Annotated in this window: 33 protein-coding genes, 1 other RNA gene and 1 pseudogene; 18 read left to right on the top strand and 17 right to left on the bottom strand. The window is 52.7% G+C overall.

Translation table 11 applies throughout. The features are described from left to right. Positions 1–55 precede the first annotated feature (55 nt). Positions 56–592 carry a TlpA family protein disulfide reductase gene (locus tag BLO51_RS13565; protein WP_090672505.1) on the bottom strand — a complete coding sequence of 179 codons (537 nt, stop codon included), beginning with the start codon at positions 590–592 and terminating at the stop codon, positions 56–58. A gap of 172 nt (positions 593–764) precedes the next feature. Between BLO51_RS13565 and BLO51_RS13570 the strand changes: the two genes are divergently transcribed. Together BLO51_RS13570 and BLO51_RS13575 are read left to right on the top strand one after the other, a co-directional pair. Beyond that, complete coding sequence (locus BLO51_RS13570) at positions 765–2,081, top strand: MFS transporter (RefSeq protein ID WP_090672508.1); 1,317 nt, start codon at positions 765–767, stop codon at positions 2,079–2,081. Positions 2,082–2,145: 64 nt separating this feature from the next. Further along, positions 2,146–2,592 carry a M67 family metallopeptidase gene (locus tag BLO51_RS13575; protein WP_090672512.1) on the top strand — a complete coding sequence of 149 codons (447 nt, stop codon included), beginning with the start codon at positions 2,146–2,148 and terminating at the stop codon, positions 2,590–2,592. A 7-nt stretch (positions 2,593–2,599) separates the two neighbouring features. Here BLO51_RS13575 and BLO51_RS13580 read toward each other — a convergent pair. The 3 genes and pseudogenes from BLO51_RS13580 to BLO51_RS13590 form a co-directional block, all read right to left on the bottom strand. Then, positions 2,600–3,333 (bottom strand): annotated as a pseudogene (locus tag BLO51_RS13580) (exonuclease domain-containing protein). After that, positions 3,333–4,424, bottom strand: coding sequence for a DUF294 nucleotidyltransferase-like domain-containing protein (locus BLO51_RS13585; protein WP_090672515.1), 1,092 nt, complete (start codon positions 4,422–4,424; stop codon positions 3,333–3,335). Before BLO51_RS13585 ends, BLO51_RS13580 begins: the two are co-directional and overlap by 1 nt. 27 nt (positions 4,425–4,451) lie before the next feature. Then, positions 4,452–5,813 carry an ammonium transporter gene (locus BLO51_RS13590; RefSeq protein WP_425415809.1) on the bottom strand — a complete coding sequence of 454 codons (1,362 nt, stop codon included), beginning with the start codon at positions 5,811–5,813 and terminating at the stop codon, positions 4,452–4,454. A gap of 341 nt (positions 5,814–6,154) precedes the next feature. On the opposite strand from BLO51_RS13590, the gene BLO51_RS13595 reads away from it, so the two are divergent. Together BLO51_RS13595 and BLO51_RS13600 are read left to right on the top strand one after the other, a co-directional pair. After that, complete coding sequence (locus BLO51_RS13595) at positions 6,155–6,586, top strand: helix-turn-helix domain-containing protein (RefSeq protein WP_090672521.1); 432 nt, start codon at positions 6,155–6,157, stop codon at positions 6,584–6,586. 34 nt (positions 6,587–6,620) lie between these two features. Beyond that, entirely contained in the window at positions 6,621–7,298 is a 678-nt protein-coding gene (locus BLO51_RS13600; RefSeq protein ID WP_090672524.1) for a zinc metallopeptidase, read from the top strand. A gap of 114 nt (positions 7,299–7,412) precedes the next feature. Here the strand turns inward: BLO51_RS13600 and gltC are convergent, their stop codons facing one another. Next, the gene (gene gltC / locus BLO51_RS13605; protein WP_090672527.1) at positions 7,413–8,315 is read right to left on the bottom strand and encodes a glutamate biosynthesis transcriptional regulator GltC; all 903 of its coding nucleotides are present in this window, start codon (positions 8,313–8,315) and stop codon (positions 7,413–7,415) included. A gap of 128 nt (positions 8,316–8,443) precedes the next feature. Between gltC and tpx the strand changes: the two genes are divergently transcribed. Next, the gene (gene tpx, locus BLO51_RS13610; protein WP_090672530.1) at positions 8,444–8,947 is read left to right on the top strand and encodes a thiol peroxidase; all 504 of its coding nucleotides are present in this window, start codon (positions 8,444–8,446) and stop codon (positions 8,945–8,947) included. Between the two features lie 71 nt (positions 8,948–9,018). On the opposite strand, the gene BLO51_RS13615 is transcribed toward tpx, so the two are convergent. The 4 genes from BLO51_RS13615 to BLO51_RS13630 form a co-directional block, all read right to left on the bottom strand. Then, positions 9,019–9,408: a DUF1499 domain-containing protein gene (locus BLO51_RS13615; protein WP_010491409.1), complete on the bottom strand. Its 390-nt coding sequence runs from the start codon at positions 9,406–9,408 to the stop codon at positions 9,019–9,021. Positions 9,409–9,709: 301 nt separating this feature from the next. Further along, the gene (gene fsa / locus BLO51_RS13620; protein WP_090672533.1) at positions 9,710–10,366 is read right to left on the bottom strand and encodes a fructose-6-phosphate aldolase; all 657 of its coding nucleotides are present in this window, start codon (positions 10,364–10,366) and stop codon (positions 9,710–9,712) included. Between the two features lie 49 nt (positions 10,367–10,415). Continuing rightward, positions 10,416–10,597, bottom strand: a non-coding RNA gene (gene ssrS, locus BLO51_RS13625) — 6S RNA. Positions 10,598–10,674: 77 nt separating this feature from the next. Beyond that, complete coding sequence (locus tag BLO51_RS13630; RefSeq protein ID WP_090672536.1) at positions 10,675–11,466, bottom strand: YesL family protein; 792 nt, start codon at positions 11,464–11,466, stop codon at positions 10,675–10,677. A gap of 212 nt (positions 11,467–11,678) precedes the next feature. Here BLO51_RS13630 and BLO51_RS13635 point away from each other — a divergent pair, with 212 nt between their 5' ends. Further along, entirely contained in the window at positions 11,679–11,774 is a 96-nt protein-coding gene (locus BLO51_RS13635) for a sporulation protein YjcZ (protein ID WP_090672539.1), read from the top strand. 114 nt (positions 11,775–11,888) lie between these two features. Here BLO51_RS13635 and cshA read toward each other — a convergent pair whose 3' ends face one another. Further along, complete coding sequence (gene cshA / locus BLO51_RS13640; protein ID WP_090672542.1) at positions 11,889–13,472, bottom strand: degradosome RNA helicase CshA; 1,584 nt, start codon at positions 13,470–13,472, stop codon at positions 11,889–11,891. Positions 13,473–13,730: 258 nt separating this feature from the next. On the opposite strand from cshA, the gene BLO51_RS13650 reads away from it, so the two are divergent. From BLO51_RS13650 to tatA, 5 genes are all read left to right on the top strand, one after another. Then, the gene (locus BLO51_RS13650) at positions 13,731–14,264 is read left to right on the top strand and encodes a DUF4178 domain-containing protein (protein WP_090672548.1); all 534 of its coding nucleotides are present in this window, start codon (positions 13,731–13,733) and stop codon (positions 14,262–14,264) included. A 61-nt stretch (positions 14,265–14,325) separates the two neighbouring features. Further along, on the top strand, positions 14,326–15,105 hold the full coding sequence (locus BLO51_RS13655; protein ID WP_174551248.1) for a DUF4247 domain-containing protein: 780 nt from the start codon (positions 14,326–14,328) through the stop codon (positions 15,103–15,105). Between the two features lie 106 nt (positions 15,106–15,211). Beyond that, entirely contained in the window at positions 15,212–16,066 is an 855-nt protein-coding gene (locus tag BLO51_RS13660; protein ID WP_090672551.1) for a YitT family protein, read from the top strand. Positions 16,067–16,196: 130 nt separating this feature from the next. Further along, positions 16,197–16,391, top strand: a complete 195-nt coding sequence (locus tag BLO51_RS13665; protein ID WP_090672718.1) for a hypothetical protein — start codon at positions 16,197–16,199, stop codon at positions 16,389–16,391. A gap of 223 nt (positions 16,392–16,614) precedes the next feature. Continuing rightward, on the top strand, positions 16,615–16,863 hold the full coding sequence (gene tatA, locus BLO51_RS13670) for a twin-arginine translocase TatA/TatE family subunit (RefSeq protein WP_090672554.1): 249 nt from the start codon (positions 16,615–16,617) through the stop codon (positions 16,861–16,863). On the opposite strand, the gene BLO51_RS13675 is transcribed toward tatA, so the two are convergent. Continuing rightward, positions 16,744–18,048 (bottom strand): MFS transporter, encoded by a 1,305-nt coding sequence (locus tag BLO51_RS13675; protein ID WP_245719656.1) that lies wholly within the window; start codon positions 18,046–18,048, stop codon positions 16,744–16,746. The genes tatA and BLO51_RS13675 overlap by 120 nt on opposite strands. A 113-nt stretch (positions 18,049–18,161) precedes the next feature. On the opposite strand from BLO51_RS13675, the gene BLO51_RS13680 reads away from it, so the two are divergent. After that, positions 18,162–19,340 (top strand): putative glycoside hydrolase, encoded by a 1,179-nt coding sequence (locus BLO51_RS13680; RefSeq protein ID WP_090672557.1) that lies wholly within the window; start codon positions 18,162–18,164, stop codon positions 19,338–19,340. A 78-nt stretch (positions 19,341–19,418) separates the two neighbouring features. Here the strand turns inward: BLO51_RS13680 and BLO51_RS13685 are convergent, their stop codons facing one another. Both BLO51_RS13685 and BLO51_RS13690 read right to left on the bottom strand, forming a co-directional pair. Continuing rightward, positions 19,419–20,126: a uracil-DNA glycosylase gene (locus BLO51_RS13685; protein ID WP_090672560.1), complete on the bottom strand. Its 708-nt coding sequence runs from the start codon at positions 20,124–20,126 to the stop codon at positions 19,419–19,421. 28 nt (positions 20,127–20,154) lie between these two features. Next, positions 20,155–20,688 carry an NADPH-dependent FMN reductase gene (locus BLO51_RS13690; protein WP_090672563.1) on the bottom strand — a complete coding sequence of 178 codons (534 nt, stop codon included), beginning with the start codon at positions 20,686–20,688 and terminating at the stop codon, positions 20,155–20,157. A 206-nt stretch (positions 20,689–20,894) separates the two neighbouring features. On the opposite strand from BLO51_RS13690, the gene BLO51_RS13695 reads away from it, so the two are divergent. Next, on the top strand, positions 20,895–21,347 hold the full coding sequence (locus tag BLO51_RS13695) for a peroxiredoxin (protein ID WP_090672566.1): 453 nt from the start codon (positions 20,895–20,897) through the stop codon (positions 21,345–21,347). Positions 21,348–21,406: 59 nt separating this feature from the next. Here BLO51_RS13695 and pfkA read toward each other — a convergent pair whose 3' ends face one another. From pfkA to BLO51_RS13715, 4 genes are all read right to left on the bottom strand, one after another. Beyond that, the gene (gene pfkA / locus BLO51_RS13700) at positions 21,407–22,372 is read right to left on the bottom strand and encodes a 6-phosphofructokinase (protein WP_090672570.1); all 966 of its coding nucleotides are present in this window, start codon (positions 22,370–22,372) and stop codon (positions 21,407–21,409) included. Positions 22,373–22,420: 48 nt separating this feature from the next. Then, positions 22,421–23,446: a tetraprenyl-beta-curcumene synthase family protein gene (locus tag BLO51_RS13705; RefSeq protein WP_174551250.1), complete on the bottom strand. Its 1,026-nt coding sequence runs from the start codon at positions 23,444–23,446 to the stop codon at positions 22,421–22,423. A gap of 37 nt (positions 23,447–23,483) precedes the next feature. After that, entirely contained in the window at positions 23,484–24,089 is a 606-nt protein-coding gene (locus BLO51_RS13710) for a hypothetical protein (RefSeq protein ID WP_090672576.1), read from the bottom strand. A gap of 92 nt (positions 24,090–24,181) precedes the next feature. Continuing rightward, complete coding sequence (locus tag BLO51_RS13715; protein WP_090672579.1) at positions 24,182–24,499, bottom strand: hypothetical protein; 318 nt, start codon at positions 24,497–24,499, stop codon at positions 24,182–24,184. Between the two features lie 183 nt (positions 24,500–24,682). Here BLO51_RS13715 and BLO51_RS30330 point away from each other — a divergent pair, with 183 nt between their 5' ends. Genes BLO51_RS30330 through BLO51_RS13725 form a run of 5 tightly spaced genes read left to right on the top strand, consistent with a single transcriptional unit; the run spans position 24,683 to position 26,604 of the window. After that, entirely contained in the window at positions 24,683–24,850 is a 168-nt protein-coding gene (locus BLO51_RS30330; RefSeq protein ID WP_245719657.1) for a hypothetical protein, read from the top strand. Continuing rightward, positions 24,847–25,065, top strand: coding sequence for a hypothetical protein (locus BLO51_RS30335; RefSeq protein ID WP_245719658.1), 219 nt, complete (start codon positions 24,847–24,849; stop codon positions 25,063–25,065). The genes BLO51_RS30330 and BLO51_RS30335 overlap by 4 nt, the downstream gene beginning before the upstream one ends. 20 nt (positions 25,066–25,085) lie before the next feature. Next, positions 25,086–25,268, top strand: coding sequence for a hypothetical protein (locus BLO51_RS30340; protein WP_245719659.1), 183 nt, complete (start codon positions 25,086–25,088; stop codon positions 25,266–25,268). Further along, positions 25,265–25,417, top strand: coding sequence for a hypothetical protein (locus tag BLO51_RS30345; protein WP_245719660.1), 153 nt, complete (start codon positions 25,265–25,267; stop codon positions 25,415–25,417). The genes BLO51_RS30340 and BLO51_RS30345 overlap by 4 nt, the downstream gene beginning before the upstream one ends. Then, positions 25,414–26,604: an MFS transporter gene (locus tag BLO51_RS13725; RefSeq protein WP_090672581.1), complete on the top strand. Its 1,191-nt coding sequence runs from the start codon at positions 25,414–25,416 to the stop codon at positions 26,602–26,604. The genes BLO51_RS30345 and BLO51_RS13725 overlap by 4 nt, the downstream gene beginning before the upstream one ends. Positions 26,605–26,640 lie beyond the last annotated feature (36 nt).

Genomic DNA, 26,640 nt, shown 5'->3' on the forward strand with positions numbered 1-26,640 from the left:
GGAGACATTGCGGCTTGTTTTGATTAGCGGCTCGCCAACAGCGCGGATGCCAAGTTCAACTTGCGATGAGCCGCTTGATCTTATCCTCCAATTGGTCCGGAGGCAGCACATGAACAACTTCCTTCAAGCGCCCTTGCCGGTCGATCAGGAAGCTTGTCGGGACGAATAACAGCCGGTAGGCGTCAGCCGCCTCTCCACTCGTATCCAGCAGCACCGGGAACGAAAATTGCGCCTGGTTGACGAAGCGCCGAACCGCGTTCAGCTCATCCCCTCTGGTGACGTTGACCGCATAGAGATCGAACTGTCCTTTGTAACGGTCGTAAACCTGTTTTAAGGCAGGAGCTTCTTCACGGCACGGGCCACACCATGAAGCCCAGAAATTAACCATGAGCGGCTTCTCTCGGGCTCCCCCGACCTTATATTCTCCCCCATCCAGTCCCTTCAGGGTAAATGCAGGCACCGGCGATTCCACCTTTAATTCCGGCCGGCCCGCAGCCGAGACCGACGTCTTCCGCTCGATCCGTTCATTTTGAAATAGAGCCAGCCCCGCCAAAGTCAATGCAAATCCGAAAATCAGCAAGTTTCGCTTCAAGTGTCTCTCTCCTGTCTATACTCCGGCTTACTTACGGTACAGTATTCCCAATTTGCCGGAAAACGTTTCTAGCCGATCACGCTCCGCTGGATAAAGCCGGAAAGCATGGCGCCTTCCATGGAAGGGCACATTAACTTTACGATTTGGTCATTAGCGGAGGTTTGAATATCGTATGGAGAAAGCAAAACCGAAAAAGCTGCGGATTACGTTCGAAAGCGATATCGATAACTCGCCCTCAAAAGAAGATCCAACCACCGGCAGCGACAGCCCGAAAGCAGAGGACAAGGGCTCGAAAGGGGTCATATGGGAATTTATCGCCATCGCCAGCGTACCGCTTGTACTGGTTCTTGGCAATTCGATGCTTGTACCTATTTTGCCGGATATGCAGGAGCGCCTCGGCATTTCCAAATTCCAGAGCAGCTTGGTAATCACGTTGTTTTCCGTCACCGCAGGTCTCGTGATCCCGGTCGCCGGATATTTGTCCGACCGTTTTTCCCGCAAAGCGATCATGATTCCTTCGTTGATCATTTACGGAGGGGCAGGGATCTTGGCGGGCTTGGGCGCCCTTTGGAATTCATACACCGTGATCATTATTGCACGAGCGGTTCAAGGCTTGGGCGCGGCGGGAACCGCTCCAATTGCCATGGCGCTGGCCGGGGATTTGTACAAAGAAGGGATGGAGAGCAAGGCTCTGGGGTTGACGGAAGCTTCGAACGGGGCCGGCAAAGTGGTCAGCCCGATTCTCGGCTCGCTGCTTGCATTAATCGTATGGTATGCCGCTTTTTTCGCTTTTCCGTTGTTCTGCTTGTTATCTTTGCTTGCCGTCATGTTTCTGCTGAAGGAGCCTAAGAAGGAGCAAGCCCCGCCCAAGCTCGGCGAGTACCTGCGGAATATCGGCGCCATTTTGAAGCAAAAGGGGCGTTGGCTCATCACTTCGTTTTTTGCTGGCTCCATGGCTTTGTTCGTCTTATTCGGCGTCCTGTTTTATTTATCGGACATTCTGGAGGCCGCCCCTTATCATATCGACGGGGTGATGAAAGGGCTCGTCCTCGCCATTCCGCTGCTCGGCATGGTGGTCACTTCCTATACGACCGGCTCGCTCATCAAAAAGAACGGCACCCTGATGCGCTGGCTCATCAATATCGGCCTTGTTCTCATGACCGTGTCGCTCGGTTTATGCATTTTGTTCTACAATAAAAGCATGTATGTATTTATCGGCCTGCTGACTCTGAGCAGTATTGGGACCGGCATGCTTCTGCCCTGCTTGAACACGATGATTACCGGCTCCGTCGAGCGGGAGCAGCGGGGCATGATCACGTCGTTATACAGCAGCCTGCGTTTTCTGGGTGTCGCCTTCGGCCCTCCGCTGTTTGGGTGGATGATGGACAAGTCGCATCAAATCGTGTTCATTACCGTTACATCTTTGTCGCTTCTGACGTTAATTCTTGCCTTCTTCTTCGTTAAGCCGCAGGGGAAAATCGGAGGGTAAAAGGGAGCGGAATACGAACATATAGTGTATAATGGCGCAAAGACAATGAAAGGCGCCATTTCCAATGCATCGATTGCAGATTCAAATTCGCCGACAAGCATGGTCCGAGATGATCGGCCACTGCCTTGAAGCAATGCCGCGCGAAGCGTGCGGCCTTCTTTTTGGCTGTCTGTCTGCGGCAGGCATTCCTGCGGCCGAGCATTATGTGCCGGTCGCCAACGCTGCGAAAAATCCGCTGCACAGCTTCGAGCTGCACCCGCAAGAACTTGTCCGGGCCCTATATGCCGCCAGCGGAAAGCAAGAACTGGTAGGGATCGTTCATTCCCATCCCCGCGCCGCTCCTTATCCGTCGGATCAAGATCTGGCGACCTTATGGCACACAACGCCTAGTCACTGGATCGTTTCGCTGCGCAATCCGTCTTTGCCCGAGGTCAATGCCTTCGCCTTTCGGAAAAGGCAGCGGGAGAATTTTAGCCTAGAGGCGATTTCGTACGAAATCGTTATGGAGTGACTTGATTTTAATGATAGCTCAAATGCGCATACAAATCACCTAGCGTCTGCACGTCCTTCGACTTGATTTCACGCATGAGCCCGGTCCATAACCGAGCGGTCATCCGCGCGTCCTCCAGCGCGTGATGACGCTTCGTCACTTCGATGCCGTACAGTCGAGCAGCGTGTCCAAATCGTATTTGTTCAGCTTCGGGTGAAGCCATTTGGCAATCATCATCGTATCGAGCAGACGGTGGCTTAAGTTGACTTTGGACGTCCGCCAGAGCGCCGCATTCAAAAAATGCTTGTCGTGACCGGAACCATGAGCGACCAGCACCTTCTGCCGGACGAATTCCAAAAAGCCGCGCAGCGCGTGCAGCAAATCCGGCGCATCCGCTACCATTTCATTCGTAATCCCCGTTAGCTTTTCGATCTCCTCGGGAATGCTTTTCTTCGGATGGACAAGGCTGTAGTAGGTGCTCTCATCCTTTATTTCAGTTCCTGCGACGGATACAGCCCCGAATGATATAATTTCATCCCCGTTATACGGCGAAAAACCGGTCGTTTCCAAGTCGAAAACGACCAATTCCATCGTTCTTAGAGAAATTTCATATAAGGAATTTTTGCGCTGTTCCTTCATGATGGAGCGGATAAAGGCCATTTGCTGCGCGCTTTGCGCATCGAACATCGATGTGATTGCCGGAGTGAGCCCGCCCATTTTATACAGATGCCACATTCGGCCGGTTGGCCGCATATCCTTCATCAGCGATCACCTAACCTTTTGTCTATCTCCTTGTGAATGCTTTTCTTGACGTACTTCTGCAAATCCGCTCCGATGCGAAGACAATGCTTCAGCTCCGTCACCCGTTCTTTCGTCAACTGGTCTGCGGTCAACTTGCCGCGGGTCACATACCGGCCTTCCTCGATCTGATAAGGAGTCATCGAGCGCAGCTTCAATGCAAGCTTCAGAGCCCCCAGCCAGTCTTGGCCGATCTCTTCCGAAACGTGTCCGCCTGCGATCAATGCCTTTATTCGCTCCTCAGTAGACGAACGGCGGATCCCCGCTTCTACTGCCAGCAAACGGATTCCGTTGACAATCGGGATGTAGGCGCCGTACTTCACATCGACTCCGCCGGCATCTTCGCCATACCGCTCCTTGATCAATTGTCCGAACACGCCGAGCGATACTTTATGATGCAGCGTATTACACAGCATGTATTCCAGCATGGCCGGACAGGCCGCGGTATATCGATAGATTTCCTCGACAAGTGCGCGACCGAGCGTTTCATCCCCATATACCGCACATGCATCGACCGTAATTAACAAATATCTCACATGCTCCCAGTCCGGCTCCTGCATCCATTCGTTGACCATCCGGCGGTAATCCTGAAGCGGCTTGCGCCATTGCTCGTTAGTACATAGGACTTGCCCGTGGCAGGGCGGGTACCCGACCGTTTCCAAGCCTTCCGTAATACGGGCCGCCAATTCGGCGAAGTAACGCTCCGCCTCCAGACGCTCATCCACCGATGAAGGGTCCGCGTAGATCAAGCCGTTGTCTTGATCGCTCCACAACGTCTGCTCTCCCCGCCCTCCGCTGCCGAACAGCAAGAACGCATAGGGCAGCGGTGCGCCTTTCCCCTGTTCTTCCTTCAACCGCTCCTCGGACAGCGCGATAACGCGACGGATTAACGCATCGTGGTAAGCGTTGACCTCCCGGTTCCATTCCAGCGCTTCACCAAAAAGGAGATGCCGCCCGAACTCCTCGTTAACTTGATCCCGAAGCGCCCTCAGCTTCTGTAAGCTCCGGACCCGGAACGCTTCCTCTTGAAACCTTTCAAGGGCGAGACGGTCCATGACGACATCCCCTTCTGCTTTTTCGCTCTACACCGTAGTAACTGTGCTGCCATGCGCCGCTTTCTTCATTTGCTCCGGATACCCGTAAGTCCCGTGCTCGGATACATCCAGACCGATGATTTCTTCTTCTTCCGTTACCCGAAGGCCGATCGTCACTTTGATCAAGTACAAAATAACGAAGGACAGAATCAGGACGAACAGGAAAGCGCCGAAAATACCAAGCGCTTGCACGCCAAGCTGCTCCAAGCCGCCGCCATAGAACAGACCCGCTTTCCCGACGCCTACTTTCGCCGCCAACTCCGGCGTTGCGAAAAGTCCGGTAGACAACGTTCCCCAAATGCCCGCTATTCCATGAACGGAGAAGGCGTAGATCGGGTCGTCGACACCCGCTTTTTCAAACCATTGCGCCGTGAAGAAGGTCAGGATGCCGGAGACCGCCCCGATAATGATAGCGTCGCGAGGGGTAACGAAAGCGCAAGCCGCGGTAATGGCCACAAGGGCAGCCAACACGCCGTTCAGCATGCAGGGAATATCGGCCTTGCCGAAATACATCCAGGACACGATCATAGCCGCTACCGCGCCTGCCGCTGCCGCAAGATTCGTCGTTAAGGCGATGTAGCCGAAAAAGCCGTCGTTCATCGCACTCAGCGTCGAGCCAGGATTGAAGCCAAACCAGCCGATCCACAGAATGATCACGCCGAGAACCGAGAGAACTTGGTTGTGCCCGGGAATCAAATTCGGCGTTTTATCCTTATTATATTTACCGATCCGCGGCTTAAGCAGCAGCGTGGCGACAAGCGCAGCCGTTGCGCCTTGCAAGTGAACGACCGTGGAGCCTGCAAAATCCTGCATTCCAATTTGAGCGAGCCAGCCGCCGCCCCATACCCAGTGAGCTACAATCGGATAAATGACGACCGTGAACAGCGTACCGAAGATGAAATAGACCGCCAGCTTGCCGCGTTCGGCAAAACCGCCCCAGGCAATCGCAAGCGATACCCCGGCGAACGCCAGCTGGAACAGGAACTTGATGGCGATCGGTACGTCCGACGCCGATAACGAACCGAAGGCCGCTTTGGCTTGCTCCTCCGTCCCGTCTACAAAGAAGCCGGTCGTCCCGAAGAAGCTATTGCCGTCTCCGAAAGCGAAGCCGAAGCCGACGGCCCAGAAGGCGATCGCGCAAAGGCCGAAAGTCAAAACGGTCTTGCCTGCGACGTGGCCGGCGTTTTTCATCCGGGTGGAACCCGCTTCCAGCAGCGCAAAGCCCGCTTGCATGAAGATGACCAGAATCGCTGCCAGCATAACCCATACCGCATCGATTGCACCTTGAAGCTGAGCGGGTGTCGCTTCGTCCGTAGCGAATGCGAGGCTTGCAGGCAACAAAGCTGACATCATTACCACGGATAACAATAACCTTTTTAACAAATCGACCACTTCCTTCTTTAATGTTAGTTTTTATATCATTATATGAAATTTATATTGTCATTATATACACGAGAACCCGTTTTGACAACAAGATTTTCGTTGATGAACCATAACTTACGAAATATAATCTAACATATCCCTTGTATAATTCGGTTTTTTATACCTATTCGTTGTTTTCAAATCGGGGCCTTCTATTCCCTAGGCAAAAGCACAACGTTTGACTGTATGGTTTGGATTCAGTATCATGAATACAAGAGCACCTATATCCAGTATCTATATAAAAATGAGGTGACATGAGTGATGGGGAGATGAAGCTTTACAAAATCGGCGAATTGGCGCGTTTATCGGAGGTCAGCCCCAGAACGATCGATTATTATACGAAGCTCGGACTGATTCAGCCGGAGAAAAGATCCGATACGAATTATCGTTACTACAGCGATGAAACCTTAGCGCGCCTGAAACGTATTGAAAGTATGAAGAGGGAGAAGTATACCTTAGAGGAAATCAAGGCTAGCCTGTTGCAATGGAACAAAGTTAGCCAAGATGAAATAGTGACAGATAAGCTGACATCCTTGCAGTTTTTACTAAAGCAGCTTGAGAAGGAAGCGAAGGAAGTCGGACCGATGCTTGAGAAGCTGAAGCCTTCGCAATTGAAGAACCTGAACAAAATTCTCACGCAGCCCACCGCTGCATGCATTGAGGCTTTATTGTTGCTATTAGGTAAAGGCCCTCTTTCCTAATCGAAACGATATTTACAAACGGAGGAATGAATCGATGCTTTTTCACCCTATGGATTTCCTTATTATCATTGCGTTCATACTTTCCATTTGGGCGCAGTTCCGGGTCAAAGGAACGTTCAACAAATGGTCCGAAGTGCCCGTGCAATCCGGTATGACAGGATACGAAGCGGCCCGCCGTATGCTGGACTCCAACGGATTGTATGACGTTCCGGTCGAACCGATTCCCGGTGCGCTGACGGATCACTACGATCCGATCGCCCGCGCCGTGCGGCTATCGGAGCCGGTTTATTACGAGAGCACCATCTCGGCCGTATCGGTCGCTTGCCACGAGGTCGGTCACGCCATTCAGCATAAAGTGAATTACCCGATGCTCGTTGCCCGCCACCGGATGTTCCCGGTCGTGAACTTCGCTTCCGGCATTGCGCCGCTGCTCTTAATCGCAGGCTTTTTGTTCCAATGGACCGGATTGATTGGGCTGGGGATTATTTTCTTCTCCGCCGCCGTCGCCTTCCAGCTCGTGACCTTGCCGGTAGAGTTTAACGCCAGCAACCGGGCCCGCGACTTGATGGTTGCCGAAGGCTTTATCACCAACGATGAAGAACGAGGCGTAGCCAAGGTACTTAACGCTGCTGCGCTTACTTATGTAGCTGCTGCACTGATCTCGCTGCTCATGCTGATTAAGTACATTATGATTTTTACCAACCGCGATTAATGTTGCAGCACCGAACACGAAAGCCGCCGGACCCGCTCCTCCTTGGAGTGATCCGGCGGCTTTTTTCATGCGGTATTAACGCTCCTGCTGCGAGGTTGTCGATGAAGATACCATTTAAGCCCGGGCGGTCTTTTTCTCGAAAAAGTCGAGCAAAAATTTGCGGAACACTTCCGCCACGGGCGGAAGCTTTTCGCCGTTCCGGCGAATCAACCCAATGCTGCGCGTAACGATCGGTTCCGTAATGCGCACTTTGACCGGCTGAAGCTCGTTAATTTCCTTCAACGCCATTTCCGGCAACAAGCTGACGCCCATACCTGCCGCTACCAGCCCGCGGATCGTATCCGTCTCTTCCCCCTCAAATCCGATCTTGGGTGTAAAGCCCGCCTTCGCACAAGCTTCCAATACGATCGCGCGAAGCGAATACTCTTCGCTGAACATGACGAACGATTCGCCGCGGAGCTGCTCCAGCTTAATCGATTCGTTTCCCGATAACGCATGGCCTTCCGGCACGATGGCGTAAAGCTCTTCCTCCAGCAGCACTTCACCGACGACGTGATTATGCTTCTCCGGAAAAGGTGAAATGAAAGCCAGATCGATTTCGCCTTTCATGACGTCGCGGATCAAGCTGTTGTACGTCCCTTGACGCAGGCGGAACTTGACGTTCGGGTAATTTTTGCGGAAGCTGGCTACGACCGTCGGCAGCAAGTTAATACCGAGACTGTGGGGAAAACCGATCCGAATTTCGCCCCGCTCCGGGTCAAGAAATTCATGGACCTCATCCACCGCGCGATCCAGATCGGTCAGGATCTCCTCCACTCGGCACAAAAACAACTTTCCGACCGAAGTCAACTGCAGATTGCGGCCCTTTTGCACAAACAATTGTACGCCAATCTCTTCTTCCAGTTGATGGATTTGACGGCTGACCGCTGATTGCGCCACATGCATTTCTTCCGCTGCCTGGGTTACATGCTGTTTGCGCGCCACTTTCACAAAATACTGCAACTGTCTGAGTTCCAATGCTCTTCCTTCCCCCTGTTTATGTTAAAGTTTCTGCACTCCTATTGGACAAGTTCTCTTATAAAAGTTTATAATATATTTGGTGAAATACCAATCAATCTCAAACATTGAAGGAGGCCCATGTACTCATGGCAAAAGCGACATTCAAAGGCAACCCGATTACCCTCATCGGAACGGAAGTTAAGCCAGGCGATAAAGCTCCCGATTTCACAGTCAACAAAAACTTGCTCGAAACCGCATCCCTTGCCGATTATGCCGGCAAAGTGAAGCTGATCAGCGTGGTGCCTTCTTTGGACACCGGCGTATGCGATGCGCAAACCCGCCGTTTCAATGAAGAAGCAGCCAAACTCGGCGACAATGTCGTTGTCCTGACGATCAGTGTGGATCTTCCGTTTGCGCAATCCCGCTGGTGCGGCGCTGCGGGCATCGATAAAGTCGTAACGCTCTCCGACTACAAAAGCCGCTCGTTCGGCAAAGCGTACGGCGTGCTGATTGACGAACTGCAATTGCTGATGAGATCCATCTTCGTCATCGATGCGAACGATACCGTACAATACGTAGAATACCTCGGCGAAATGACGGAGCACCCGAACTACGAAGCTGCGATCGAAGCAGTGAAAAAGCTCGTTTAATGTCGTTTCCGACCGTCAGTCATGATACACAAAAAAACAGCGGGCAGCCATGAAGCTCCTCGCTGTTTTTTTTAATCGTTTATTTTATAAGCGGCCAGCCGCTTGTCGATATGCCTATAGATATCAAGGATCGTCCTGTAGTTCGAACCGAGGTCTCCGAGCGAGCCGCGGGAAGCCGAATAAATATCGATCGCCGTCTTGAGTGGGTTAATGCCGAACATGGTAAGGGTAATATCCTGCGTGCGGCCGGTAATGGTGCGCCGTTCCACTACGATTTCGCCGACATTCTTGACTTCGTGGAGAAGTTTGTAGCCGCTTAGCTTCTTGAACATGTTTACGACTTCGTCCCATGCCTGATCTTTGGAGATTTTATAGTATCGGGTCTTCAAAGCCGGGTCCTTAGCCTTCTCTCCTGTTGTTTCGTGGCTGCGAATGAGACCGATTAAGGTGCGCTTTAGCAAAGCCTTCCCTCCTCAATGAAGTGACAATCTATTCCGGTTAACACTATCTTTTATCATATCATTGTTTGCAGGGAAGAGAAAGAGCTAACGAATAAAACCGTTCTTATTTTGTACAAAATTGATTTCTGCGATTCCCTTGTTACCAATATATTACCATGGAAGCCAGCCTATGATTCAAATCGCAGACAAGTTTGCGATTGCAGGTGAAGATAGAAAAACAGGACCTGCTGCCGCATATGCGCAGCTCAGGCCCTGTTGGCTTACGTTTGACGAAAAAAAGTTGTCCCGTCCCGCTTGGCTTTTAAAATGCGCTTTGGCTGGCGCCTTCCCAGTCTTTCAGGAAGCGTTCGATGCCCGCATCCGTTAACGGGTGCTTGATCATTTGTTGAATCACTTTATATGGAACGGTCGCAATATCCGCTCCGAGGAGGGCCGCGTCAATGACGTGAGTCGTCGTTCGTACGCTTGCCGTAATAATTTCGGAGCTGATGTTATGTACCTTGAACATTTGGCTGATTTCCTTAATCAAATTCATTCCGACTTGGTTAATATCGTCGAGACGTCCGACAAACGGGGAGACGTATGTAGCTCCGGCGCGTGCGGCAAGCAATGCTTGCGTCGAACTGAAAATAAGCGTCACGTTCGTTTTAATACCCATCTCGCTGAAACGTTTCGTCGCTTTCAGTCCTTCTTCCGTCATGGGAGCTTTTACGACAATACCATCACCAAGAGCGGCCAGTTTTTTACCCTGTTCCACCATCTCGTCAGCTTCAAGGCTGATCACCTCGGCGCTGATCGGCAGGTTTCCGACGATCGAGATGATCTCCTTCACCGTTTCGAAGAAATCTTTTCCTTCCTTGGCAATGAGCGACGGGTTCGTCGTAACACCTGCGATAACGCCGAGTTCATGTGCTTTGCGGATTTCTTCCACATTGGCTGTGTCGATAAAGAGCTTCATCTCCAACATCCCTCTCTTTTATTGTGAACGCTAACATTTTAACGCAACAAAAAAACCCGCATATGCCGTCCGATTTCGTGTTTCAAACCCGCTCTCGCAGGTGGGTGTCCGCAGAATCGGTTTTGAAGTCCCTTTTCGAGGGCATGACAGCCGCGATTCAATGTAGGTCTCCCAAGAAACAGTCATTGGTTCAAAACAACTGTAAAACCGAAACGCACATCGCAGGATTTTGTTGTATTCTTATTATAGTCCACTCTATGGCGAAAGTAAACCTTTTCGCCGCTCTTCTTGTTGGAACCGGGGGAAAATTACGGTTTGTCCGGCTTGCGGTCCGCTTCGGCCGCCTCCGGATCATCGGCATTTTCCGTCTGCAGGCGCTGTTGTTCCGCTTCTTTCTCAGCCAACTGCTGCTGCTTCTCCTGCAGCTTTCCGAAGATCAGGTTAAAGTGCCAAAACGATACGACTGCGATCAAGCTTCCCATAAAAAAAGGAATCAGGAACGTAAACACGCTAAAACTGATGTACAGAACGATTCCGTTCAATACGATCATCGAAAGCGACCGCACAGGATTGCCGATCGTAATTAACATCGCATTTTTGACGATTTGCAAAATTTTCATGTGCAGGTGCGAAAGGATCGAGAAGAAATGGAACAACGAAATGATCAATAGCACGGTGAGCGATAGCACCAGAAACCGCAAAATGCCAAAGGCCCCCGTTTGATTTCCATAAAACTGGAAATTCGTATACAAAATAACGCCAAGGATAACATAAATCAGACCGCCAAGCAAGCTTTGGACAAAGTTATCCTTGTAGCCGCGGAAAAACGTCTTGAACAGCGGCACATCCTCTTCCCCGGTCAACCACTTGCGAGTCACGCAGAACATCGCCGTCGTTGACGGAAAGAGGGTGAATGGCGCGACAATGGCCATCAAAATAAGAGTTTGCAATGCTTGATCGGCCGTTTGAGACTTCAAAAAAACGAGCCCCAAGAAAAAGAAAGGAATGGCACATATGACCCACAGTACGTTGATAACCGATAGTCTCATGATCCATTCGGAAATACGGTAAAACCCACCCATGATTCCTCGAAATTCCAAATCCTATGCCCTCCTTCATCTATATGCTTTATTATAGCCTATTTCAATCCATCTAGGTAGCCGTCCATACATAATGCTGCAAAGAACATATGCTAAAGTACCAACCGCAATTAGCCCCCGGATGCCGAGGAGCTCTACTTGCACATGAGAACCGTTATTCGCCCGGATAACGCTGTTTCTGGTGGTAAAATACAGGAGGGAGGCTGGTCAATATGGGTGGTTTCGGAGGAGGATTTGGGACTTCTACTGCTGTTATTTTGGTTCTGTTTATTCTGCTGGTCATCGTTAGCCGCAGCTTATTTTTCTAATCGTGCATTAATTAGGAAATGGCAGGCATGTGTGAATACGTACATGGCCTGCCTTTTTCATTCCACAAAAAAAGAAGCAAGCCCGCCAAAGTTGGCGCGCTTGCTTCTTGTTTATTACACGAGTGTTTCTTCGTTCGAGCGGTTGGAGGAACGGGAGTACCCTCCGCGATTGTCACGGTCCGAACGGCCGCGGCTATCGCGGTCGCGTCCGCCGTCACGGTATCCGCCGCCGCCGTCGCGACGGTTGCGGTCGCCACCACGATAGCCGCCGCGGTCGCCGCCGTAAGGACGATCGTTGCGGCGTGCGCCGCCAGCCGTGCCGTAAGAGCCCGACGGTCTGCGTCCGTTGCTGCGGATGTCCGGTCTTCTTTTCTTCGCACGGAGCGGATCTTCCGGTGTCAACTCGATTTCGATGTCTTTCTTCTCGCCGGTAAGCAGCTTGAACGCCGCAGCTAGAAGATGCACGGAATCGTGCTGCTCCAGCAGGGAAATCGCAAGACCTTTAAATTGATTGTGGTCTTCGCTTTGCATCGCTTCCAGCACGCGCTCTGCCGTCATTTTTTGCTTCCCTTCGATGGCTTCCGCCAGGCTCGGCATCGGCTTGCGGGAAATTTTGTGACGCGTGATTTTCTCGATAAAATGCAGATGGTCGATCTCGCGCGGCGTAACGAACGTAAAGGCTGCGCCTTCCTTGCCCGCACGGCCGGTACGGCCGATCCGGTGCACGTAGCTTTCCGGGTCCTGCGGCAGGTCGAAGTTGATGACGTGCGTAACGCCCGATACGTCCAAGCCGCGTGCGGCTACGTCGGTTGCAACGAGTACGTCGATGCTTCCGTCGCGGAACTTGCGCATTACGTTGTCACGCTGATTTTGGGACAAGTCCCCGTGCAGGCCTTCTGCAGTATAGCCGCGCTTCTGCAATGCTTCGGAGAGCTCGTCGACCCGGCGCTTCGTCCGGCCGAAGATGATCGCAAGATCCGGCGCCTCCATGTCGATCAAGCGGCAGAGCGCTTCGAATTTCTGGCGTTCGTGAAGCTCGATGTAGGATTGGTCGATCAGCGGCGCGCTGACTTGCTTCGGAATAACGGAAACATGCTCCGGGTTGGTCAAAAACTGCTGAGCCAGCTTCTGAATGTTGATCGGCATCGTCGCCGAGAACAGCATCGTTTGACGCTCATCCGGTACGAGCTTCAGGATCGATTGGATATCATCCATGAAGCCCATGTCGAGCATTTCGTCGGCCTCGTCCAAAATGACGGTTTGCACGTCGTCGAGCTTAATCGTTTTGCGGTTGATGTGATCGAGCAGACGGCCCGGTGTACCGATGATGATTTGCGGCTTTTTACGCAGCGCGCGAATTTGCTTTACGATATCTTGACCGCCGTAAATCGGCAGGGAGCGAATGCCCTTGAAGCGTCCCAGCTTCTCGATCTCTTCCGCTACCTGGATTGCCAATTCACGTGTGGGGCACATAATCAAAGCGACGATACGCTCTTCTTTAATGTCGATTTTGTTGATGAGCGGAATGCCGAATGCCGCGGTTTTCCCCGTTCCCGTTTGCGCTTGGCCGATAAGGTCGCGTCCCTCCATCGCTATCGGAATGGCTTTTTCCTGGATCGGCGTCGACTCCTCGAAGCCCATTTCCGTAATTGCGCGAAGTACCTTTGGCTCTAAGCCGAATTCACTGAAAGTTTTCAAATGATTTCAATCTCCTTTGTTCTAGGGTTCTTTTGTCTATACCCTTAAGTGCGCTCCTATCTTCTATTTTTAATCTCTTCATGAAACACCTTCCAAGCCGTGTCAAAATGAACAGTCAAGGCCGTACTTAAGAATATCTTTAGTAGTATAGCATACCCTGCAGCCATATTCCAGAATTGTTCAAACTTGAAACCCAAAATCGCCGAATATCGTATATAATAAATATACTCGTCGATTCTGAAAAGGAGCGAAATACCCATGTCCATATGGAAAAGAGTCGGTTCAATTCTTAAAAGCAACAATCCGGAGCCGGAAGTGAAGCCATCGAACCCGCTGGAGGAAACGATGGTCGGCGATATTATTAACGTAGACCTCGAAGAATATGTCGTATCCGGCAAGGCCGTTTATTTTGACCGCGGTTTCGCGCCGCACCGCTTTGCATATTATCTGCAAAACGGCAAGCATATATCATGTTTGCTTGTGGAAAAAGGGCGCACGTACGAATGTTTTTTATGCGAATTTGTGGAAGGCTCGCTTGACGATCCGAACGACGTGCCGTCCGTGCTCGACATCGGCGGCGAAGTCACGTACCACATGGAGCATAACCGCACGGATACGGTGCGGGTCGAGGGCAACACCGATTTCCGCGCGGGAGACGAGGTCATGTTCTGGCGCTATTTCGGTTCGGAGAACCGTTATTTCTTCCTTCAATGGCAGGACGGGAAATATGTCGCTATGGAGGGTACCCCGACGCCGTCGGGACAAATTAAATTTATTAAGGGCTCCCGATGACCGTCAGTCTTCATTTCCATAATCGGGTTCTTAAACAGCTTGGAACGGAGGTGACCGCCGCATGATCAACAAATTGTCCAAATGGATTGCCATCCTGCTGGTATTCACGTTGCTGGCCGCCTGCGGCGACGCCGGCAACTATGTTAAAGACAACTATTCGTTAATTGACGTTCAAGGGCAAGGAAAGAGCACGGCCAAAATTTATTCCGTCGCCGGAAAAAACGTGCCAACCGTCGCCAAAGAAATTGCAGACAAGGAAAAGCCGACCGAAATGAGCAAAGATTCGGAAGAACGGATGTTCCTCGTCTACGATAATAAAATCATCAACGTACAGAAGGATACAAATACCGAAGGGAACACCTTGGTTGAGGTCGACTCCATCCAATACGCCAAAGAAAACTACAATTCCTCGTTCCTACAGGGTTATGTTGCGGCAACGCTGCTGCAATCCCTGTTCGGAGGCGGATGGTTCAACAACAGCCGCGGTTCGGACTCCGATTACAAGGGGTACACGTCGAGCAAGCGTTATAACGATTACGGCAAGTACCAATCCACCCCTTATCCGGGGTCGACAGACTCAGCGACCAAGCCGCAGCCTTCGACGTCCGGCCGCAAGGGAAGCTTCACCACGACGCCGTCGAATCCGCAGACTACGACACCGTCAAATTCACAAACAACCACACCGTCGAATCCGCAGACCGGCACACCACCGAATAGCAAACCGACCGTAGGGGATTCGGCCAGAAAGAACGACGGCTCCAAACCGACATATAAGACGCCTTCCTCCGGTTCCTCGAAACCGGGCACCAGCTCGCGCTCCGGATCGTTCAAGCGCAAATAAGACCGCCAAGCTTTCCCTTAGCCAAGGGAAGCTTGGCTCTTTTTCAGCTTTCGGGGTTCAAATCCGTAAAAACGCTTCATACTAAAAGCATGCGGGAGGTGCATTCATGTTTCAGTTTCAACGTTCCTGGATCGGTTCTTTCGTCGCCTGCATTCTCGGCTCGGCTCTGATCGCGTCGAGCTTCAACCTGTTCTTGATTCCCCATCAATTACTCAGCGGCGGCATTTCCGGCGTATCCATGCTGGTCGGTTATTTTACGGATTGGAACATTTCGCTCTTATTTCTTATCTTTAATGCGCCGCTGCTGATTTGGGGGCTGCTGACGCTCGGGCGCAAATTCATTATTCTGAGCGTCATCTCGGTTATATTGACCACTTGGTTCATGCAGCTGATCCCTTCGACGACCGCCAGCAAAGATTTAATTATGTCTTCCGTTGCCGGGGGCGTGCTGGTCGGGATCGGAACCGGCATTTCGATGCGGGCGGGCGGGTCGACCGGCGGTTTTGACATTATCGGTTCCATCCTCACGCGCAAGCGGGATTTTTCGCTCGGCACGTTTCTGTTCGGTCTGAACGGCATTGTTATCGTAGCGCTCGGCTTTTTTAAAAACAATTGGGACCTGGCCTTGTACTCCATGTTGTCCATGTTCATAACAGGCAAAATCATCGATACGATTCATATCCGGCACCTAAAAGTAACCGTCTTCATCATCACCAAGAAAAAGGATTTGCTCCTGAAGAAAATGCAGAAGCTCAAGCGCGGCGTCACGGTCATCGATACCGAAGGAGCATATACGAAGGAGTCGCAGCATATGCTGATGACGGTGACGACACGCTACGAATTGAACGAACTGCAAAGCCTGGTGCGCCAATGGGATCCGCAGGCTTTCGTCAACATCACCGAGACCGTAGGCGTCATGGGTTTGTTCCGCCGCTCGGACCGGAGCGAACCCGGCAATTAAGCAAAATTTCCGGTACATAGAACTTCAGAAATATGCTATACTGGAAGGGTAATTTCATACCGTTTTTCCAAGGCTTAACCTGAATTACTCGGAAGTCCTGATCTCTAAACAACAGATGACGGGAAAGGTGATGCTTGTGGAAACCGTAAAATTGGCAACCATTGTCATGAGACTGACGCCGGAATTGTATCCATTCCTTAAGAAGCGCGAGCTCGAATCGGAGATCGTGCTGCGCAACGGACTGGAAGCTCTCGAAACAGGGGATGCCATGGAAATTATTCAATACAGCATTTCGGAACATCAAAAGGCCGCCTTCCTTCATTGAATAAGTAAAGCGTCATAACAAGGTTAAGACCGCTCTCCGACCGCCCGCTGCGGTGGCAGGAAGAGCGGTTTTGTTTTATGCCCCTATTCGGAAGGCAGCTGCAATCCGCTAATTTTTTTTAGGATTGTCCTAAAAACGTTGTCTTTTTGTAACAAGAATATGTTATAGTACAATTAATTAAATGGTATGCTTAGATCATACCATTTCGGAGGTGTACTTAACTATGGGAGCCTTTTCCCCTTGGCACATCATTCTGATCGCTCTCGTCGCTTTGCTTTTGTTTGGACCGAACAAGCTTCCGGAGCTCGGACGCGGTTTCGGCAAAATGTTCCGCGAATTTAAAGATGCAACTTCAGGCAACGGCGGCCGTTCCGACGATAATCCTCCGGAACCCGAAGCGCCGAAGAAAGAATTGGCGGCTCCTGCAGCTTCGTCCGTAAGCGAACCCGTTCAGCCGACAACGAATAAATAATTCTATTACGATGAAACCATCCGTCCCATCAGGCCGGATGGTTTTTTTGCGGTAATACGCATGCGTGCCGAGCAGCAGCACCGCTGCGATACAAGCCATCCCCGCTCCCATGTAATACATGGTCGAACCTCCCCATTCATCCTTGATCCAGCCTCCGACCGAACCCCCGACAATGCCCGCAAGCCCCAGAAACACCATAGATAGCATCGATTGCCCCGTCGATTGCAGTTCCTGCGGCACAAGCCGGACAACGTATTGGACCGAAACGATCCAAAAGGCGGCGAACGTAATGCAGTGCGTCGCTTGTAATAACATCAAGACGAACGGGTCCGATACCCAGCCGTACAACAGCCAGCGAATCGTGTACAGCACCGCCACGATCCCCAGCAGCGCCAGCTCGTGAAACCGGTGCATATAGCGGCCGAGCAGCGCGAAGGTCGGAATTTCCGCCCCTGCCGCAAGCGCCCAGGCCCATCCGGCCATCGAATCCGTGGCCCCCAAATCTTTCAAGTACAGGACGAACAGCCCGTCGTTCATCCGGTGCGGCACCATGAGCACGAAGATCAGCAGTAGAAACCATAAGAAGCGCTTGTCTCCGAACAAGTTGCCTAGCGCCTTAAGAGAAATGCGCTCCCCGGTTCCTTTCTCGTCTTTAAGAAACACGAGCAATACGAAAGGCAGCACCCAGATGCTCCAATATACATAAGGAATGCTGTTCATTCCGCCCAAAGCGGCCAATACATAACCGGACGACAGCGCCAACAGCGTAAATCCCATCGAGCCCCACATCCGGATCGATCCATAGCTTTGCCCGGCTTGCAGCGCGGATTTAATCGACACCGTATCGAGCAGCGGCACCGACGATTGCATAAAGAAGTACAGCAGCAGCATAAAGAGCAGCGCAAGGGTGTACCCGCTCGTCTCGAAAATGCCGATGCTCGACAATACCGTCATGACCCACAGTCCAAAGATGGTCGTCTTCAGCGTCCGGTAGCGGTCGCTCAAATAGCCCCAGATCGGCTGGGCGAAGATCGTCACAAACGGCCCGATCATCATAAGCAGTCCGATCTGCGAGGAAGAGTAGCCTTTTCCTTCGAAGTAAATGGGCAGAAACGGCAGGAGGACGGCAGTGGTTGCATAGTATGAAAAGTTCAGACCCCGCAGCGTCCAGATTTGTTTGTTCATCCGGTACCGGTCCTTTTTTGATGTGTCGTTTAAAATCTATCAGAGCTCTCTATCGGATTGCCGACTCTTTTATTATAATGATAGATATCAAACTAGCAAGGAGAGACTTATCCATGGAACTTTTATTGGCCGCGTTCCTCATGGCCTGGGGTGGCGTCAGCGCCGATCATCCCGATGCGACGTTCGAGCAAGTGGCCCAAGCTTCGATCAATTCCAAAACCGCCGTCGCCCAGCAGCCTTCCCCCGGCGGGAATCTGTTCGACCGGCTGACTCCGGTGGACAAGCAGGACCCGCAGAAGGATGCGCCGAAGGTCAAAGGCATTTACGTCACGGCGCACAGCGCAGGCGGCTCGCGTATGAACACGCTGCTGAAGCTGATGGACGACACCGAGTTGAATTCGATGGTCATCGACCTGAAGGACGACTGGGGGTACATAACGTACGATACTGGCAATCCCGAGCTGAATGCGATGGATACGACGCAAAAAATTATTACCGACATGCCGAAGCTGATGAGTACGCTGCAGGAGCACCAGGTATACCCGATTGCCCGCATCGTCGTCTTCAAAGACACCGTACTGGCAAAAAAACGGCCGGACCTGTCTTTTGTGAATCCGGACGGCTCCGTCTGGGGCAATGGCAAAAATCCGCCGGAAAGCTTTGTGAATCCGTACAAGAAAGAAGTATGGGACTATAATATCGCGATTGCGAAAGAAGCGGCCAAGGCAGGCTTCAAGGAAATCCAGTTCGATTACGTCCGGTTCCCGGAAGGCTTCGAGAAGCGGGCCGATACGCTGAAGTACGATAAAGACGAGCGTTCCCGTATCGAAGCCGTTGCCGAATTCGTGAAGTACGCGCGCGAGCAGCTCACCCCCTTGGGCGTTCGGGTATCGGTTGACATCTTCGGCTATGCCGCATCCGTACCGGCCGCCGAAGGCATCGGCCAAGATTTCCAGAAGATTTCCCAGAACGTCGACGTCATCTGCCCGATGATTTATCCGAGCCATTATTCTAGCGGTTGGTACGGCGCCAAGGTGCCGGATGCCGCGCCATACGTAACGATCAATGGAGCCATGAAGGATACCGCCAAGAAGCTCGAACCGCTTCAAGCCCTGAAGCCGGTCGTCCGGCCTTGGATTCAAGACTTCACCGCCACATGGGTACCCGGTCATATTCGTTATGGCAAAAAAGAGATCGAAGATCAAGTGCGTGCGCTGAAAGATAACGGCATCGAAGAGTTCCTGCTATGGAACGCCGTTAATACATACACGTCGAACGTCGATTACAAATAAAAAACCTTACCTGCGAGATAAGTGGAAAGCCCGCTTCCTTTCATCGAAAGGAGCGGGCTTTTACATTTGAAAAAAAAGTCAGGCCGTGCCGCTGCTGTGGCTTCGCACGCCCAGATTCGGGAGCTGCCAGTCGATCTCCGCGTTGCCGATGCTTCGCAGAAAATCGTTGACCTGCGAGAATGGCTGGCTGCCGAAAAAGCCGCGATGCGCCGACAGCGGGCTCGGATGAACGGACCGCACGATGAAGTGGCGCCGCTCGGTAATCAGCTGCATTTTTTGCTGGGCCGGGCTTCCCCAGAGCACAAACACGACCGGCTTCTCCCGCTCGTTCAACAGTGAAATGACACGGTCGGTGAACGTCTCCCAACCCTGACCTTTGTGCGAATGCGCTTCGCCCTGACGCACGGTAAGCACCGTGTTCAGCAGCAGCACACCCTGCTCGGCCCAAGGCACCAGGCAGCCGTTATCGGGGATCGGACAGCCAAGGTCGCTTTGCAGCTCCTTGAATATGTTTTGCAGCGAAGGCGGTGCCGGGATGCCAGGCTTGACCGAGAAGCTGAGGCCGTGAGCTTGTCCCGGGCCATGATACGGGTCTTGTCCGAGTATGACCACTTTGGTATCTGCATAAGAAGTATAATGAAGGGCATTGAAAATATCGTGCATATCCGGGTATACCGTACGCGTGGCATACTCCTGCTTCAAAAACGGTCTAAGCCGATTATAATAAGGCGCCTGAAACTGGTCTTCCAGCAAAGGGGCCCAGTCGTTGTGCAATATCGCCGTCACGGCGACCTCACTCCCCTTTCATTCCCGATTATTTCCGAAATGTCGAGACCATCTGAGCGAAATAGCCGACCGTGCGCTGCACGCGCTCCCGCGTCTTGGCATCTTCCGGTTCGCCTTCCGGCGTAAAGCTGCGCTGCGCTCCGCCGATGGAGATCCATTCCGGGCAGTTGATGCCGTGAACGTTGCGGACGATCGTCTGCAGCTGCTGCAGCGAACTGACGCCGACGGCTCCTCCAGCAGAGCTGACTGACAGCGTCACCTTGCCATCGAAGTAGTCGAAGCCGGTAAAATCGAGTGCGTTCTTAAGGACACCCGACACGCTCCCGTGGTATTCCGGCGTCGCCAGCACGATGCCGTCGGCTTCCAGCAGACGCTGCCTCAGTTCAACGATATTAGCATCGGTCTGATCGAGGTCCCCGTTGTAAAACGGCAGCGGCTTTTCATACAAATCGAACAGGGTAACCTGACAATGCTTTTCTTCAAGCACCCGCGCAATATACCGGCATAACTGCGTGCTTGTAGCCTCTTTACGGTTACTTCCTGCAATAATCGTAATTTTCATCGTTTGGCTGCTCCTTTGCTTCTTTTAATGTTGCCCGCACGTTTCTGGGCTGCTCCCCCATCCTACCGAAATCGGTCGGAAGAAGCAAGCTTAAGTTGATTATCACTATTGGAAAACAAGGTCCCGCTTTCTTGTTGCAACCGGATGCGAGCATTCGCTACAATACAACTAATGTATTTCGTCATCCATTAGGAGGAGGGAAGCCTTTGCTTGCCATCGGGACCAAGGCTCCGGCATTTGCTGCAGACAGCACGCAGGGTACGGTCCGGTTAGCCGATCATTTGGGCAAACGGCCGGTCGTGCTTATTTTTTATCCGAAGGACAATACGCCCATCTGCACAAAGCAGCTTTGCGCCGTCCGCGATTCCAAGGCCCAGTACGCCGATTATGATGCGCTGGTGCTGGGCATCAATCCCGGTTCGCTCGAAGAACACCGGCAGTTCTCGCAAAAGTTCGGTTACGATTTTCCGCTTGTCACCGATTCCGGGGAGACGATCCGTCAGCTGTACGATGTGGGCCAGACGTTATTCGGTCTGCTTGGGCAGCGGCGCATCGTCTATGTGATCGGCCGGGACGGCACGATCCGGTATGCGGCAAGAGGAAACCGGCCTACCGCTGAAATTGTGGCTGCGTTAGCCCGGGACTCGAAATCGTCCTGACGTATGAAAAAAAACATGCAGTTCTTCCGCCTACGGAAGACTGCATGTTTTTTTTGCTTTTATTGAGATAACCGTTTCGTAAGCTCGTATAATTCCATCTTGAATTGTTTTTTGGTGTTCACTACCTTGTCGATATCGGTCGCGACAAGCTCGCCTTTGATGATGCCGCATGCTTTGCCGGAATCTCCTGCGATCAGCCGACGTACGGCGAAATCGCCGAGGCTGCTCGCCAGAATCCGGTCGTTGTGCGTAGGCGTGCCGCCCCGCTGAATATGTCCGAGCACGGTCACACGTGGCTCGATACCGTTGCGCTTCATAATTTCCGCCGAGATATCTTCCCCTTTGCCTACGCCCTCGGCCACAATAATAATACTGTGACGCTTTCCTTGGGAGAAGTTTTCCGACATCCGGTTGGCGATTTCGTCCAGATCGTACGGCACCTCGGGCACCAGAATCGTCTCCGCTCCGCTCGCCAGGCCGGCATAAAGGGCAATATCTCCGCAATGGCGGCCCATGACTTCGACAATGGACGAGCGTTCATGGGAGCTCATCGTATCGCGCAGTTTATTGATCGCATCGACAACGATGCTGACCGCCGTGTCAAACCCGATGGTGAAATCGGTAAACGGGATGTCGTTGTCGATCGTTCCCGGCAGCCCCATCGTATTAATCCCGAGCTTGCTCAGCTTGTTCGCGCCTTGATACGAGCCATCCCCGCCGAGGACGACGAGCCCGTCGATTCCGCGCTTGCGCAGGTTGTCCGCCGCGAGCTGTTGCCCTTCCGGCGTGACGAACTCCTTACAGCGTGCCGTTTGCAGAATCGTTCCGCCGCGCTGAATGATGTCGCCGACGCTCCGCAGGTCCATCTCGCGGATATCGTCGTTGATCAGCCCGGCGTAGCCGCGCTGCACGGCGAATACTTCCAGACCGTGATACAAGCCGCTGCGCACAACGGCGCGAACGGCCGCGTTCATCCCCTGGGAATCGCCGCCGCTCGTAAGTACAGCAATTTTTTTTACAGACATGGTGGTTCCTCCTCGTCATCTTGACTGTCTCTTTAATTGTATATAGAATCAAGAGGTTTTGCGGATCCAAATACTGTTAATGAAGAAAAACAAGCGCATCAGCGGACTGTCCTTCATCAACTTCCGGGATATCGTCTTCACTTGCCGCTGCTTGCTGACTTTAGGGTCAGACAGGTACAGCGCCAGCAATCCTTCGATAATCATCCGGTGAAACCCCGGATGCTCGAGCTGTTCCGACTTGCTCTTCGCCTCCTCCACAATGAAGGCAATGCGTTCGACGGTCCGATCCATATTATCGTAGTAGCTGCAGAAATTAAGATCGCCGCCGGCCAGATCTTCCTCTTGGTCTATCAAATAATCAAGCAAAATGTGAAGTCCGCAAATGTACGGGAAATACGCCTCGTGAATTTGCCGGACCGTTTCCGGCTGCAGTTCCGGATCGGAAGCAGCCAAAAACAACATGAAAACGCCAAGCGTCGATCCCGTAGCGGCGGCAAATTCGTTCCACGCGACCGCAGGAAACCGTGCCCGGTGCTGCTCCCACCAGGACAGCAGCGCATCCTCGCGCAGCTCCCGGTGAATGTGCTTATACACCTGCAAATCGCAATACAGACCGACAAGCTCACGCACCGAATCGGCTGCAAGCGGGTAAGAAGGCAGCAGCCGGAGGCTGGCTTGACACGTCTTGACCAGTTCGTTCAAATAACCGGCGTCGTCCTTCTCTTCCCGGAATTCGTAATAATCGTGCAGCGGCTCCGCCGGGTCGACCGCATCGAGCATCGACTGGTGCAGACGCCGAAAATCTTCCGGATCGAGCGAAGTGCTCCGGTCGCACAAGTTATCCAAATAATCGCTGATCGTCTGGAAAGCCACGATCAACGGAATGAGCACATGACGCATGGGCAGATTCGCAACGGCATAGACAGCACCGCCCTCACAGTGAAACTGCTTGCTGGTCATGCTTGCGATCGCTTGCTTTTGGAGCTCGGGATCAGGTATGGCTTCGGCTTTGACACGCCAGTGGCGAAGCTGCTCCCGCACCCCCGGCAGCAAAAAGCGATACACGCGCAGCATAAGTCCCATCGGGCGTTGGGGCACGTCAATTGACGAACTACGGCGCCTCAAGCAACGATCCTCCGCCTCCGCTTTGGACATAGCCGTATTCGAGAAGCAGGCGCATCTCCAGCCATTGGATATGCTTCAGCAGCTCCTCGGCCTGCTCGTCCCGTATCAGGGTGACGTGCCGCTCGATCAGCTCGTTAAACGCGCAGGGATCCCAACCGGACCCGGATGCCCACTCCTCCAGCCGTTCCCTGAACGCCGTATTTTTAATGCCTTGCAGGTCTGCCGTCCGCACATAACCGTAGACCCGGTCCGCGAACTCCGCATAGACCGGCAGGCTGCGCGCCATACGAAACCAGTAGTCGGCGTTAGGATAATCGCCTTCCATCCGGTGCATGATTCCGTGCCAGTAGCTGCCTGCGGGATTATGAATTTCCTGGGACAGCGTATGTGATTTCTCCAAGCTCTCGTTAAACAAATGCAGCCCCGCTTTCACCGTGAGCGCATAAGCTTTCCGCTCCCCTTCGAAGACATCCAACGACAGCTTTCCGATCCTGATATCGGCCAAGTCGTCGAGCTCTTCGTCGGGATAAAGCGAAGGTTTATGCGACGTCAGCTGCGCTGCGAGCCTGCTGAGACTATCGGTCCAACTCAAGCTTACAACCTCCTTCTGCGTACCGTGTTGCCTTTCTATAGCTTTGCATGCATCGGGGTTCCCCCCATTATATTCGGTAATGGGCCGCGCAATCAGTGATGAACCGCACGATCGGGCATGTCCTGATGAACCCGGAACCATAAGTGCAGCTCGTTGATCGTGCTGGCCAGATCGGCGATTTCACTGTTTAAGCGGCAGGACGTCGGAAAATGCTCTTCCACATTGAGCAGCTCCTGCTTCGCGATAATGACCCGCTCCAATTGCTTGATCCGATCGGGAATGCCGCCGCGGATTTCTTCCCAGCGCAGAAGCATCTCCGCTTGTTCCTGCTGGCCGAAGTCCTCAAATTCCTGTTCAAGACGGGGCAGCGGAATGCCGAGACGTTCGTCCAGTTCAAACGTGTAAGTCATCTCCGTTTCCACCTTTCTCACCTTTTCTCGATTATGCAAAAGGCACGCACCGTTTGATCGATCCGTTTATCTATATAAATGTATCACGAACGATGAGTCGCTTCCAGTAGGTACGTAAATTTTTCTCCCTTGACTCCCCTATCCATGTTATAATGTGTGGCATGTGAAAAGAGGGAAGTCAACATGAACGATCTGCAGCAAACCCGTATTACGTTTCGGCAGCTGCTTGCCTTCTTTGTCCCCCTCGGAATGTCGGCGAGCCTTGTAACGATCTCCCATGTCATCATCAACAGCACGCTGGCGCGCGCGGCTCCCCCGAAATTGTCATTGCAAGCTACGCCCTGCCGATGAGCATTCTGGGCATTACCGAGAGACCGGCGGTCCTGCTGCGGCAGACGTGTTCCACTTTGGTGCGCGACCGCCTCTCGTTTCGCGCATTGACGGCGGTAAGCCTTTATGTACTCGGGGCCATCTTCCTCATCGGCGCAGTCATCAGCTACACCCCCGCCGGACTGTGGGTGTTTTTGCGTTTGTTCGGGGTCGACGCTGCATCGAAGCCGACGTGAGCTTCTGGGAAGGAAGAGCTTTGTTAAAACACGAAATTCCGGAGAAGCAGCCGGACCATCCGATCGAGAAGCCGTCGCAAGTATTCTCATTCTATCGGCCGCTGCTGTACTCGTCGGTCATTGCGGTCATTTCGGGACCGGCGATCAGCGCTTTTCTCGGAAAGTGCTATGCGTCGCCTGGACTCCGGGCTGGAGCGGTATGATCGGCGCCCTGGCTCAATCGCTCGGCGTCGCGGCGGAAGCGGCGGTCGTCTGGGTCGTGCTGCGCTCGGCTCTGCGGGCGGACGAAGCCATTCCAAGGCCGCTGCCGGTCGCGGACCGAAAACCTAACGAATCGAGTGAAAGCTTATGAGTATGTCCAAACCCCCGTACAACGAGGTTGTGCTGCGCAGTTTTACGTTTACGTATTACATGACGATGGCCGTGATCACATCGTTTTTTCCTTTATATTTCCAATCGAAAGGATTTTCCACGCTGCAAATCGGACTTTTGTATTCGGTCGGGCCGATGATCGGGATCTTCTCGAACTTATTTTGGGGTGTGGCCAGCGATAAAGTCCGTAGCGTGAAAAAGATTTTGAACGTCATTTTTATCGGGCAGCTGCTGATGGCGGCTTGGACGTTTCAGACCGATACGTTCGGGCTTCTGATGGTGTTGATGGCCGCCTTCTTCTTTTTCCAGTCGCCGACCACCTCGCTGACCGACAGCTTGATTCTGCTTACCGTAAGCCAAAACGGCAAAAGCTACGCGTCGTTCCGGGTCTGGGGCTCGATCGGCTTCGCCTTCGCGGCCCTCGTCTTCGGCCAGCTGCTCAAAAGCTACGGCGCCGGCTTGACCGTGGCGCTCTGTCTCGGCACGATTGCCTGCTCCCTGCTGCAATCGTTCCTGCTGAAGGATACGCGGGACGTCAACGTGAAAAAGCCGGACTTTTCCGGGCTCCTCCCGATCATCGGCTCCCGTTCGTTTCTAGCGTTCCTGCTCACGGTACTGACGGTGTCCATCGCCCACCGGATGAATGACGGCTTTCTCGCGCTATTCTTGCAGCGACTCGGCGGAGATCAATCCGTCGTCGGCTGGTCGTGGATGATGTCGGCGCTCAGCGAAATTCCGGTTTTCTTTCTGCTCAGCAAATACGGCCACAAGCTGAAAGAGCTGCCGCTGCTGGCGCTCTGCTGTCTTGCTTATGCCGTACGCTTCCTGCTCATGAGCCTGGTGGATAACCCGATGTGGGTGATTGCCATTCAGATGATGCATTCGATCACGTTCGGCGTGTTTTTGTTTACGACCATCCGGTACATTCAAAGCGTGGTTCCCGATCATTTCCGGGCCAGCGGCCAGGCAGTCTTTGCGATTACTTGGTCCGGACTAGCCGGTCTGCTCAGCGGCACGATTGGTGGCTGGTTATTCAACAGCTGGAGCCCGCACGCCGTGTATGCGGTCGGCTCCGTGCTCTCGTTCGTCGCCATGCTCGGATTTCTTGCCCTGTACGCCAAAGCGAAGAACGCTGCGGCAGGGGCAGGGCAAGATTCATTGCAATAGCTGCAGGATGGGCCGCCTTGGCAAACGTCTACTATC

The organism is Paenibacillus tianmuensis (assembly GCF_900100345.1).
GTDB classification, from domain to species: Bacteria; Bacillota; Bacilli; order Paenibacillales; family NBRC-103111; genus Paenibacillus_G; species Paenibacillus_G tianmuensis.